Genomic DNA, 11,052 nt, shown 5'->3' on the forward strand with positions numbered 1-11,052 from the left:
GCCGCCAGGCTGCCCGAGGCCCCCGTGACCGGCACCGGTCACGGGGGCCTCGTCGTGTCAGCGCAGGCTCAGCGAGACCTGTACGGGCAGATGGTCGCTCGGGAACTGGCCGTGCATCGAGAAGGTGTCCATCGTCGCCCGGTGCGTGGTCACACCCGGCGAGGTCAGGATCCAGTCGATCCGGTCGCCGTCCGGCTTGAGCCGGTGGTAGCCGTGGAAGGTCGCGTACTGGGGGCCGCGGTGCTCCGCGGCGTCCCAGGTGTCGACGAGCCCGGAGTCCAGCAGGGTGTCGTAGGCCGGGTTCTTGTGGGCGTAGGCGTTGAAGTCGCCGGTCACCACGACCGGCAGCGTCCGGTCGAACTCGGCGATCCGCTTGGTCAGGAGCGTGGCGCTGCGCTCGCGCGCGTACTGGCTCCGCTGGTCGAAGTGGGTGTTGGCGACGTAGAACTCCCTTCCGTCGTCGGCGAGATCACGGAATCGGACCCAGGTGACGATGCGCGGGAAGGCGGCGCCCCAGGTGTTGGAGCGGATGACCTCCGGGGTGTCGGAGAGCCAGAAGGTGTAGTGCTCCACGGGAGCCAGCCGCCGCAGGTCGTAGTAGACGGCGGTGGACTCGTCCCGGCTGCCGCCCTCGCGGCCGGTGCCGATCCAGTCGTAGTGCGGTCCGAGGTCGGCTTCGATGTCGAGCAGCTGCTGGTAGAGCCCCTCCTGGGTGCCGATCACCTGCGGCCGTGCACGGCGCAGCAGTTCGCGCATCACCGGCCGGCGGTCGGCCCAGCTGTTCGGCTCGGCGGTGTCGGCGTACCGCAGGTTGAAGGTCATGACGTCGAGGCGGGGTGCCGGGCCGGCCGGGGCCGGGAGGGTGGCGGTCCGGCGGGCGCGCGGTGCTGCGGAGGAGGCGGACGAGGCGGTGATCGCGGCGCTGGAGAGGGGCAGGGTGACCGCTGCGGCCAACAGGACCTGCAGTCCCAGCCGACGGGTGACTCGGCGCTGGTTCGGCACGACGGCTCCTTCAGGGGGCACAAGCCGGACGGGCGGGCGACGAGCAGTGTGATACCCAGGTGTGTGATGAGCGTGAACATGCCCAGATGGGGGCGTGTCGTCCTGTGGACATGGTGTTGACCGCCGCGAAGGGCCCGGATAGCTTCACTCAACGGATTGTTGATTCCGTACAGTGGAAAACAGGAGGGTGCGGGATGGGCCAGGTCCGGCAGGAGAAGGTGGCGACGAGCCTCGCGGGCGCGGTCCGCGAGGAGGTCGGCGCACGTCTCGCACCCGTCGACGCCGAGCTGGAGCGCCGCTATCCGGGTGACCCCGGGACCCGCCAGCCCGTCCACACGGTCTACGTCCCCGGCGACGCCTTCGAGGCCGGCACCATCCGCTCGTGGGGTGACCGGGCGCTCGCCGCCCTCGACGAACACGCCCCGGACGCCGCCTCCTTCGCCGCCGTACTCGGCCTGTCCGAGGAGCTCGCCGAACCGGTGTACTCCCGGGTCCGCGCCAAACTGGAGCGCGAGCCGATCGAAGACCTGCGCGTCGACTTCGAGGACGGTTACGGCCGCCGCCCCGACCCCGAGGAGGACGCCACGGCGGCCCGGGTGGCCAGGCTGACCGCGGAGGCCTGCCGGAACGGGACGGCGGCGCCGTACACGGGCATCCGCACGAAGTGCATGGAGGCCGCGGTGCGGGACCGGGGCATCCGCACCCTGGACATCTTCCTCACCGGCCTGATGCAGGCCGGCGGGCTGCCCGACGGGCTGGTGCTGACCCTGCCCAAGGTGACGTACGCCGAGCAGGTCACCGCGATGGCCAGGCTCCTGGAGGCCTTCGAGAAGGTGCACGGCCTGGCGCCCGGCCGGATCGGGTTCGAGATCCAGATCGAGACCAGCCAGTCCATCCTGGCCGCCGACGGCACCGCCACCGTCGCCCGGATGATCCAGGCCGCCGAGGGCCGCGCCACCGGACTGCACTACGGGACCTTCGACTACAGCGCCTGCCTCGGCGTCTCCGCCGCCTACCAGGCCGGCGACCATCCGGCCGCCGACCACGCCAAGGCGGTCATGCAGGTCGCCGCGGCGGGCACCGGGGTCCGCGTGTGCGACGGCTCCACCAACGTGCTGCCGGTCGGTCCCACCGCCAAGGTGCACGACGCCTGGCGGCTGCACTACGGCCTCACCCGCCGTGCCCTGGCCCGCGCCTACTACCAGGGCTGGGACATGCACCCCGGTCACCTCCCCACCCGGTACGCGGCCGTCTTCGCCTTCTACCGCGAGGGCCTGGAGGAGGCCGCCGCCCGGCTCGCCCGGTACGCCAACCGCACCGGTGGCGACGTCATGGACGAACCCGCCACCGCCAAGGCCCTCAGCGGCTATCTGCTGCGCGGCCTGGACTGCGGTGCCCTCGACATCGCCGAGGTGGCCCGCCTGACCGGTCTGACCCGCGCCGACCTGGAGAGCTTCGCGGCGCCCCGGCGCGGCGACCTGACGATCTCCGTCGACTGATGTCGCGGCAGGAGCCGTCCGTCCGGCGGTCAGGCGCAGTCGGCCGGCCCCCGCGCGGCTTCGTGGAGCCGGGCCACGGCGGTCACGCGACGGGCGACCGGCTGGTGGCCTTCACTCCGGCGGCGGTACGGTCGAGGCCTACGAACTCCTGGTCCGCGGCGCCTCGCTGATCGGCTTCCAGATGCGCGCCGCCGCCGTCGGCAAGCCCGAGCTCTACGACCGCCGGCGCAACGAGCTCTGGCAGTTGCGCGAAGCGGGCGTCCTGCGCACCGCCGTGCACGAGGAGATCCCTCTCGCCGACGCCGCCCGCGCCCTCGTCGAGCAGCGCCGCAACCGGGGCAAGGTGGTCCTGGTCCCGTAGCGGCCGTCCGGCCCGTCGCACACGATCGACCGGACGGGACCCACGCAGCGGCACGGTCGGGTAGCGGCCAAGTCACAGCATTCGCGGACCACTTGAACCGTCCCTGTCACCGCCCCGTACTCTGGTGCGCCATTCACGGAGTGTCAGGAGCGGGGCTGTGGTGTCGGGTGCGTACGGACAGGCTGACGGGACCGGTCGCCTGCTGGCCGGGCGGTACCGGGTCGTGGCCCGGCTCGGGCGCGGTGGCATGGGTGTGGTGTGGCGCGCCCTGGACGAGGTCCTCGGCCGCGAGGTCGCCGTCAAGGAACTGCGTGCCTACACGGACAGCGCGGGGCCCGAACTGGCCGACCTGCGGCTGCGGATGCAGCGTGAGGCACGGGCGGCCGCCCGGGTGCGTCACCCCGCCGTCATCGTGGTGCACGACATCACCCAGGTCGAGGGCCGGCCGCTCATCGTCATGGAACTGGTCGACGGACCCTCTCTGGACGACGTGCTGCGCGAGCGCGGCACCCTGGGCCCGCGCGAGGCCGCCCGCATCGGCGCCGAGGTCCTGGACGCCCTGGCCGCGGCCCACCGGGTCGGCGTCCTGCACCGGGACGTCAAGCCGGGCAACATCCTCCTCGACCGCTCGGGCAGGGTGGTCCTCACCGACTTCGGCATCGCCACCATGGCCGACCCCGGCGACGGCTCCGCCACGCATCTGACCCGCGGCGGCGAACTCGTCGGCTCGCTCGACTACATGGCCCCCGAGCGGGCCAGGGGCGCCGATCCCGGCCCGGCCGCCGACGTCTGGGCGCTCGGCGCCGCCCTCTACGCGGCCGTCGAGGGGGCCTCGCCCTTCAGCCGTACGTCCACCTTCTCGACGCTCACCGCTATCGTCGACGAGCCCCTCCCGGAACCCCACCGGGCCGGGCCGCTCGCCCCCGTCCTGCGGCGTCTGATGGCCAAGCGCCCCGACGCCCGTCCGGGGGCCGAGGAGGCCTGCGAGCTGCTGCGGGCGGTGGCGCGGGAACCGGGCACGGACATCCCGACGACGGCCCTCCGCGGGCACCCGGGTTCCCTCGGAGGGCAGGCCGGCGCGCCTCCCCAACCGCACGCGGCAGGGGTGGCCGAGGCCGAGGTGGCCGGCGGCGGGGTGGCGCGGGGTCGGTCGGGTGACGCCGGGGCGGCCGACGTCGGGGAGGCCGAGGGTTGGTCGGGTGAGGCCGAGGTGGCCGAAGGACGGTCGGGCGGTGTCGTGGTGGCCGGAGAGCCCATCGGGGACGCCGAGACGGATGGAGGGTCGGCGGGCGAAGCCCCCGGGGTGGACGGGCAGGCGGCTGGGCAGGGGGCCGTGCGCGGCTTAGGGCACCCCGCGGGGCGCCCCGGTCCCGACGGCCGGTCGAGACCCGCCCCGTCGCCCCCGGGGCGCCGTGGGGGCCGTCGGCCGGGCCGCCGTGCCGGACGGCTCGCCACGATCGCCGTCGCCGTCGTCCTCGCCACCATCGGGCTGACCATCGTCCTCCTGAACGACAAGGGGCACCCCGCGAAGCCGGACGCGGCCCCGCCCTTCTCGGCCCGGGCCGGCGCCTCGGCGAGCGTCCGCGGCGCCGGGACCGGGCACTCGGTCGAGCCGGACCCCGTGGGGCAGGGCCAGGAGACGACCACCGCCCCGACCGGCGGCGCCCACCGCCCCACGGACGGCACAGCGACGGCCCGCGCATCCGCCTCGGCCCCGTCGTCGAACGCCTCCGGCCCCGGCCCCTCCGCGAGTTCGGGCACCGCGGCCGCCACCTCCACCCCCACCGCCACGGCCGCTGCGGCCTGCCAGGCCACCGGGACCGGCACGTACACCTGCGAGGTCCGCAGTGCCGCCAGGTCCTACTCCGCCTCGGGCACGGAGGTCGGCAAGGTCCACCCGGGCTCCCACTCGTTCTACTGCCAGGCCGACCTCGGCCGCCGCGCGACGCACGGCCGGTGGACCAACGTCTGGTGGGCCGAGACCGACGACGACAGCGGCAACACCGGTGTGTACATCAGCGACGTCTACATCGAGGGCGGCGACAACGACGAGCCGCTCCCCGGACTCCCCGTCTGCTGAGCGTCCAGATACCGCTCAAGGCCGGACGCGACCGTCCAGCTCTGCTCGGCGAACAGCCGGGTACCCCGTCGGCACAGCGCGGAGTCGGCCCGTGCCCGGGCGCAGAACTCCTCAGGCGTGCCACCGAACAGCTCTCTCAACTCGGCTGAATCGGCGAGCAGTTCGGTGAGGAGAGGCCGTTGGCCGGGGTGGCGCCGGGGAGCGCCGGTGCCGTCGTGCAGTACGCCGTGGCGGTTGACGTAGACGTGGACGCCCGGGAGCGTGGTGCCGTCCGCGAGGCCGACGCGGACGGCCGGGGCGGGCAGCCAGGCCCGTTCGAAGTTGCCGTCCGGCAGCGGCACGCCCTCGCTCGCGTCGACCACCTCCAGTTGCCGTTCGTCCAGCCACAGGACGAACAACTCGCTCACCGTCGTGGTGGATCGGACCGGCGACGCCGAGACGTAGCCGAGGCGGCTGACGTGCGCGGAGACGCCCACGGTGAGGCCGGTCACCCTGGCCCGTACCATGGGAATCGGTCCGACGACCCCGAACTCGGCCATTTTGTGCTGGAGTTGGGCGGGGCAGGCGTTGGAGCCGACCGCGAGCACCGGCACCCGGCCGTCGTCGTGCACCAGCCGGTCCAGGGGCAACAACCGGTCGCCGTCGAGGAGTCCCGAGTCCGCCGGCCAGCCGCCCGGGTAACTCAGCGGATGGTCGCGCGGTGCCCTGTCGAGGCCCAGTTCCGCGAGCGTACGGCCCGTCATGCGCGGCTCAGTCCGCCGGGGGCAGCTCGCCCGAGCCGCGGGTGATCAGCCTGGTCGGCAGCTCGATCCGCTCCGGTGCCATGAGGGTGCCGTCCAGCTGGCGGAAGAGCCGCTCGGCGGCGGTCCGGCCGAGCAGGGCCGAGTCCTGGGCCACGACCGTGATGCCGGGGTCCAGCAGATCGGCGAGCTCGATGTCGTCGAAGCCGATGAGGGCGACCGGGCGGGACACTTCCGCCAGCACCCGGATCACGGTGACCGTCACCCGGTTGTTGCCCGCGAAGACCGCGGTGACCGGGGCAGGCCCGGACAGCATCTCCTCGGCGGCCCGGCGCACCCGCTCCGGATCCGTCACCCCGAGCGAGGTCCACGCCTCCTCGACGGGTATCCCGGCGTCCTCCATCGCGGCCCGGTAACCGCGCAGCCGCTCGGCCGCCGTGTGGATACGGGGCATGTCGCCGATGAACCCGATCCGCCGGTGGCCGTGCGCGATCAGATGGGCGACTCCGTCCCGGGCACCGCCGTAGTTGTCGGACAGCACCACGTCGGCGTCGATCTTCCCGGCCGGACGGTCCACGAACACCGTCGCCACGCCCGCCCTGATCTCCGGCTCCAGATACCGGTGGTCGTCCCCGGCCGGGATCACCACCAGACCGTCCACCCGCCGCGCGCACAGGGCGAGGGCCAGCTCCTGCTCGCGCTCCGGGTCCTCGGCGCTGGAGCCGTTGATGAGCAACGCCCCATGCGCGCGGGCCACTTCCTCCACCGCGCGGCTCAACGGGCCGTAGAACGGGTCGGCGAGGTCCTCCAGGACGAGACCGATGCTCGCGGTACGGCCCTTGCGCAGCACCCGTGCGCTGTCGTTGCGGCGGAAGCCGAGCGCGTCGATCGCCTCCTGGACCCGGCGTTCGGTGTCCGGGGTGACCCCGGGCTCGCCGTTGACCACCCGGGACACCGTCTTCAGGCCCACGCCGGCCCGCGCCGCCACGTCCTTCATCGTCGGCCGGGTCCCATAGCGGGAGCCGGGGAGACGGTCTGCGCGGCGGGAGGTCTCGGGCACGATACGGCGTCCTGTCCTGTCGTCCACGGGAGGCACGGGGCTCACGGGTCGGTGTCTTGGCTCAAGGTTTGTATCAGGGATACACATCCTCATGCGTTTGTATGAGGATGTGGCGTCGAGCATAGAGCCTGGACAACGTTGTCAGATGCGAGGGAGACTGTCCACCGCAATCTCCGGCCTGCGTCCCCACCGCTTGACCGGCCTGTTCCTTACTCGGCTACTCATGGTTGACGGGGAGATCTGACTCTGATGCACACCGACCTCGTGGCGGCCCTCGACATCGGCGGCACCAAGATCGCCGGCGCGCTGGTGGACGGCCACGGCCGGATCCAGGCGCGGGCCCAGCGCGCGACGCCCGCCCAGCAGGACGGCGAGACGGTCATGGGGGCCGTCGAGGAGGTGGTCGGCGAACTCGCCGGCTCACCCTTGTGGGAGCGGGCCGGTTCGGTCGGGATCGGCAGCGCGGGCCCGGTGGACGCCTCCGCCGGTACCGTGAGCCCGGTCAACGTGCCGGGCTGGCGGGACTATCCGCTCGTCGAACGGGTGCGCGCGGTCGCCGGCGGGCTGCCGGTCGAGCTGATCGGCGACGGCGTGGCCATCACGGCCGCCGAACACTGGCAGGGCGCGGCCCGCGGCCACGACAACGCGCTGTGCATGGTGGTGTCGACGGGGGTCGGCGGCGGCCTGGTGCTCGGCGGCAGGCTGCACCCGGGGCCCACCGGCAACGCCGGTCACATCGGCCACATCAGTGTCGACCTCGACGGGGACCCCTGCCCCTGCGGATCGCGTGGCTGCGTCGAACGGATCGCGAGCGGCCCGAACATCGCCCGGCGCGCGCTGGAGGGCGGCTGGCGGCCCGGTCCCGACGGTGACACCTCGGCGGCGGCCGTGGCGGCCGCGGCCCGGGCCGGCGACCCGGTCGCCGTGGCGTCCTTCGAGCGGGCCGCGCGGGCGCTGGCGGCGGGGATCGCGGCCACCGCGACTCTGGTCGAGATCGACATCGCGGTGATCGGCGGGGGTGTGGGCAAGGCGGGGGACATCCTCCTCACGCCGCTGCGCAAGGCGCTCACCGACTACGCGACGCTCTCCTTCGTCCAGCGCCTGACGGTGGTGCCCGCCCAGATGGGCACGGACGCGGGTCTGGTGGGTGCCGCCGCTGCCGCACTGGCCCGCAGACCGGACGCGACCGCGGCCGGGGTCTGAGACGCTCGCGCGCCGGGCAGTGGCGTCAGGCCCGGTCGGCCGGGGTTCAGGTCCAGCCGGCCGGGCTGCTCGGGAACGTCTGCTTGTTCTGTGCGGTTACGGTAAAACGTGGTCGACTCTGTTGGAAAGAGTTCGCTGGGCATCGTTCGAGCCTGACGTTGCCGACTCCGGGGCTCCGCGTTGCTCCGCTCGCGGGGCCGCCCGTGACCCCTCGCGCCCCGCGCAGTTGAAACGGGCATGAAGAAGCGCAGCATGCTCGCCATCGCCAGTCTGGCCACCGGATTCGTCGTGGCCGCCATCACCCCGTCCCACTCGGCCGACAACGGCTCGCTCGGCGACCTGAACGTCTCGGACACCCTGGAGCACGTCGACCCCGGGGTGAGCCAGGACAGCTTCCACGTCGACCCGGATTTCCTGGGGCAGAAGTAGCCCGGCGCGGCAGGAGCGACCAGGGGTGCCGGTGTTCCGCGGCGGGGCATCGGCACTCCGTCATGCGCACCCTCAACGGGAACTGGTTTCCGTGGCAGTGTGGAGCGGGCAAGCCACAGGGGGCCGAACAGAAGAGGGGGAGTCCGTGATCGTCTGGGTCAACGGCGCGTTCGGTGCGGGGAAGACCTCCACCGCACGTGAACTGATCGAACTGATCCCGAACAGCACGCTCTTCGACCCCGAGGTCATCGGCGCGGCGCTGACGCACCTGTTGCCGGCCAAGCGCCTCGCCGAGGTCGGCGACTTCCAGGACCTGCCGATCTGGCGCCGGCTGGTGATCGACACGGCGGCCGCGATGCTCGCCGAGCTGGGCGGAACCCTGGTGGTTCCCATGACGTTGCTGCGCCAGGAGTACCGGGACGAGATCTTCGGCGGCCTCGCCGCCCGCCGGATACCCGTCCGCCATCTGTGCCTCGCACCGGCCGAAACGATCCTGCGCGAGCGAATAGCCGGGCGGGAGATCCCGCCGGACCTCCCCGACGGTGAGATACGGGTCCGGCAGTGGTCGTACGACCGGATCGAGCCCTACCGCGCCGCCCTCGCCTCCTGGATCGGCGCCGACGCCCATCTGGTCGACACCAGCGACCTCACGCCGTACGAGACGGCGGTGCGGATCGTGGCGGCGGTCGGCCGGGGTGAGGCCGCGGTCTGCGACATCGTGCAGACGCCCGAACCCACCGCCGAGACCGTGGCCGCAGGTGTCCTGCTCTTCGACGAACACGACCGCTTCCTCCTCGTCGATCCCACCTACAAGGCCGGCTGGGAGTTCCCCGGCGGTGTCGTCGAGCCCGGCGAGGCTCCCGCGCAGGCGGGTGTCCGCGAGGTCGAGGAGGAGACCGGGATACGGCTGGAGGAGCCACCCGGGCTGTTGGTCATCGACTGGGAGCGGCCCGCGCCGCCCCGCTACGGGGGGCTGCGGCTGCTCTTCGACGGCGGCCGGCTGGACTCGGCCGAGGCGGGTCGGCTGGTACTGCCCGGACCGGAACTGCGCGACTGGCGTTTCGTCACCGAGCAGGAGGCCGCCGAACTGCTGCCGGCGGTGCGCTACGAACGGCTGCGCTGGGCGCTGCGGGCCCGTGAGCGCGGCGCCGCGCTCTATCTGGAGGCCGGTGTCCCGGTCGGTTGACATCACCTGACGTTTCGTCAAGTCCTTGCCGTCGTGGCGATGTTGCGAGGACTTCGGCATATCCCGGGCATGCGCAGGTGCTTTTGCGCGGGGCGGAAGGTTCCTAGGGGAAACCGAGGGCGAATTGTCCGGCGGGATGCGCCGGCGCGTCGTCATCGCCATCGCGATCGCCAACAACCCCGACGTGATCATCGCGGACGAGCCCACCACCGCCCTCGACGTCACCGTCCAGGCACAGATCCTGGAAGCCCTGGAGGCCGCCCGCGCCGAGACCGGCGCCGCGCTCGTCCTGATCACCCACGACCTGGGAGTGGTCGCCGGCCACACCGACCGGGTCGCCGTCATGTACGCCGGGCGGATCGTGGAGACCGGCTCGGTCGAGGACATCTTCTGCACCCCGCGCATGCCCTACACCCTCGGCCTGCTCGGCTCCCTGCCCCGACTCGACCGCGAGGAGGACCGCCTGACCCCCGTCACCGGCTCCCCGCCCTCACTCCTGAACCTCCCCGCAGGCTGCCCCTTCGCCCCGTGCTGTCCGATGCGCCGCGAGACCTGCGACAGCACCGAACCCGCCCTGCGCCCCGTCGGATCCGACGCCCACCGCAGCGCCTGCCACTTCGCCGACGAACTCGTGGACACGGCCGCCGGCGAGGTCTTCGACGCCGTCGGCGCCGACACCGAGGCCCTGGCCCGGCTCGCGGACCGGGAGGACGATGCCCGATGACCGCTGCGCAGCCCCCGCTGCCCGGCCACGGCGGCAACGGCAGCGCGCGTGCCGCGTGCGCGGTGACCGGGTCGCCGTGGCCGAAGCAGGCCACCTCCGGGCGCAGCGCGGCCAGCCGTCGGAAGGACGCGACGGCCCGGTCGCGGTCCACGTTGAACACCCCGAGGACCACCCCGCCCGCGTCGGGTGCTGCCGCCACCGCGTCCCCGGTGAACAGCACCCCGTGTGCGGGGAGATGGAGCGCGATGCTGCCGTCGGTGTGCCCCGGCACATGGACCACCCGGGCACCGCCGCCGAAGTCCAGCACGTCCCCGTCGGACACCTCGGTCATCTCCTGCACGGGGACCGGCTCGGCGAGCGGCAGCCGTTGTGCGACCTCGGCATGGATCGGCAGCTCCCACTCCTCGAACACCGGTGGCGGACCCGCGAGTTCACCCCGGATCACCGGCGCGTCCAGGCGGTGGGCCAGCACGTCGGCTCCGCTCAGGGCGGCAAACTCGGCAGCCCCGCCGACGTGGTCCTCGTGGAAATGGGTGAGGACGATCTGTCGTACCGCCGAGGGGGACCGGCCGAGCGCGGTCAGCGCGGCCGCGATCGGCCGGCCCGAGCCGGGCGGGCCGGCGTCGACCAGGGTCGAGGTGCCGGTGTCCGGGTCGTGCCACAGGTAGGCCTGACCAGCCCGAGGAGCGCCCCGACATGAGCCTGACCCTGAGGACCATCAGCCGCGAACAGCATCTGGCGTACATCCAGAGTCTGCCTGCGGCTAGC

10 protein-coding genes and 1 pseudogene are annotated in these 11,052 nt (G+C 73.1%); 7 read left to right on the forward strand and 4 right to left on the reverse strand.

Annotated elements, in window-relative coordinates; all coding sequences use genetic code 11:
- Positions 1–57: 57 nt before the first annotated feature.
- Positions 58–1,002 carry an endonuclease/exonuclease/phosphatase family protein gene (locus tag ABZ646_RS29150; protein ID WP_360525083.1) on the reverse strand — a complete coding sequence of 315 codons (945 nt, stop codon included), beginning with the start codon at positions 1,000–1,002 and terminating at the stop codon, positions 58–60.
- 194 nt (positions 1,003–1,196) lie between these two features.
- On the opposite strand from ABZ646_RS29150, the gene ABZ646_RS29155 reads away from it, so the two are divergent.
- The 3 genes from ABZ646_RS29155 (at position 1,197) to ABZ646_RS29165 (ending at position 4,942) form a co-directional block, all read left to right on the forward strand.
- On the forward strand, positions 1,197–2,501 hold the full coding sequence (locus tag ABZ646_RS29155) for an aldolase/citrate lyase family protein (protein WP_360525086.1): 1,305 nt from the start codon (positions 1,197–1,199) through the stop codon (positions 2,499–2,501).
- Positions 2,502–2,682: 181 nt separating this feature from the next.
- Positions 2,683–2,862, forward strand: coding sequence for a zinc-binding dehydrogenase (locus tag ABZ646_RS29160; RefSeq protein WP_360525089.1), 180 nt, complete (start codon positions 2,683–2,685; stop codon positions 2,860–2,862).
- Between the two features lie 157 nt (positions 2,863–3,019).
- Positions 3,020–4,942: a serine/threonine-protein kinase gene (locus tag ABZ646_RS29165; RefSeq protein WP_360525092.1), complete on the forward strand. Its 1,923-nt coding sequence runs from the start codon at positions 3,020–3,022 to the stop codon at positions 4,940–4,942.
- Here the strand turns inward: ABZ646_RS29165 and ABZ646_RS29170 are convergent.
- Positions 4,888–5,685 (reverse strand): hypothetical protein, encoded by a 798-nt coding sequence (locus tag ABZ646_RS29170; protein ID WP_360525095.1) that lies wholly within the window; start codon positions 5,683–5,685, stop codon positions 4,888–4,890. The two genes, ABZ646_RS29165 and ABZ646_RS29170, sit on opposite strands and share 55 nt — an antisense overlap.
- A gap of 7 nt (positions 5,686–5,692) precedes the next feature.
- A complete protein-coding gene (locus tag ABZ646_RS29175; RefSeq protein WP_360525098.1) occupies positions 5,693–6,742 on the reverse strand; it encodes a LacI family DNA-binding transcriptional regulator in 1,050 nt (349 codons plus the stop codon).
- 249 nt (positions 6,743–6,991) lie between these two features.
- On the opposite strand from ABZ646_RS29175, the gene ABZ646_RS29180 reads away from it, so the two are divergent.
- The 4 genes from ABZ646_RS29180 to ABZ646_RS29195 all read left to right on the forward strand — a co-directional run bounded on the left by ABZ646_RS29180 (position 6,992) and on the right by ABZ646_RS29195 (position 10,284).
- Positions 6,992–7,945: an ROK family protein gene (locus ABZ646_RS29180; protein ID WP_360525101.1), complete on the forward strand. Its 954-nt coding sequence runs from the start codon at positions 6,992–6,994 to the stop codon at positions 7,943–7,945.
- A gap of 237 nt (positions 7,946–8,182) precedes the next feature.
- Positions 8,183–8,374: a hypothetical protein gene (locus ABZ646_RS29185; RefSeq protein WP_360525104.1), complete on the forward strand. Its 192-nt coding sequence runs from the start codon at positions 8,183–8,185 to the stop codon at positions 8,372–8,374.
- A 145-nt stretch (positions 8,375–8,519) separates the two neighbouring features.
- Positions 8,520–9,560, forward strand: coding sequence for an NUDIX domain-containing protein (locus ABZ646_RS29190; protein WP_360525107.1), 1,041 nt, complete (start codon positions 8,520–8,522; stop codon positions 9,558–9,560).
- A gap of 25 nt (positions 9,561–9,585) precedes the next feature.
- The gene (locus tag ABZ646_RS29195; protein WP_360525110.1) at positions 9,586–10,284 is read left to right on the forward strand and encodes an ABC transporter ATP-binding protein; all 699 of its coding nucleotides are present in this window, start codon (positions 9,586–9,588) and stop codon (positions 10,282–10,284) included.
- Between the two features lie 52 nt (positions 10,285–10,336).
- On the opposite strand, the pseudogene ABZ646_RS29200 reads toward ABZ646_RS29195, so the two are convergent.
- Positions 10,337–10,948: pseudogene (locus ABZ646_RS29200) on the reverse strand (MBL fold metallo-hydrolase); the annotation flags it as partial.
- Positions 10,949–11,052: the final 104 nt, after the last annotated feature.

It is taken from the genome of Streptomyces sp. NPDC007162, assembly GCF_040634175.1.
Classification (GTDB): domain Bacteria; phylum Actinomycetota; class Actinomycetes; order Streptomycetales; family Streptomycetaceae; genus Streptomyces.

Excerpts from the sequence above, each read along its gene's own strand:
- ABZ646_RS29155 (WP_360525086.1), top strand. The coding sequence starts at position 1,197 with ATGGGCCAGGTCCGGCAGGAGAAGGTGGCGACGAGCCTCGCGGGCGCG.
- ABZ646_RS29180 (WP_360525101.1), top strand. The coding sequence starts at position 6,992 with ATGCACACCGACCTCGTGGCGGCCCTCGACATCGGCGGCACCAAGATC.
- ABZ646_RS29160 (WP_360525089.1), top strand. The coding sequence starts at position 2,683 with ATGCGCGCCGCCGCCGTCGGCAAGCCCGAGCTCTACGACCGCCGGCGC.
- ABZ646_RS29185 (WP_360525104.1), top strand. The coding sequence starts at position 8,183 with ATGAAGAAGCGCAGCATGCTCGCCATCGCCAGTCTGGCCACCGGATTC.
- ABZ646_RS29170 (WP_360525095.1), bottom strand. The coding sequence starts at position 5,685 with ATGACGGGCCGTACGCTCGCGGAACTGGGCCTCGACAGGGCACCGCGC.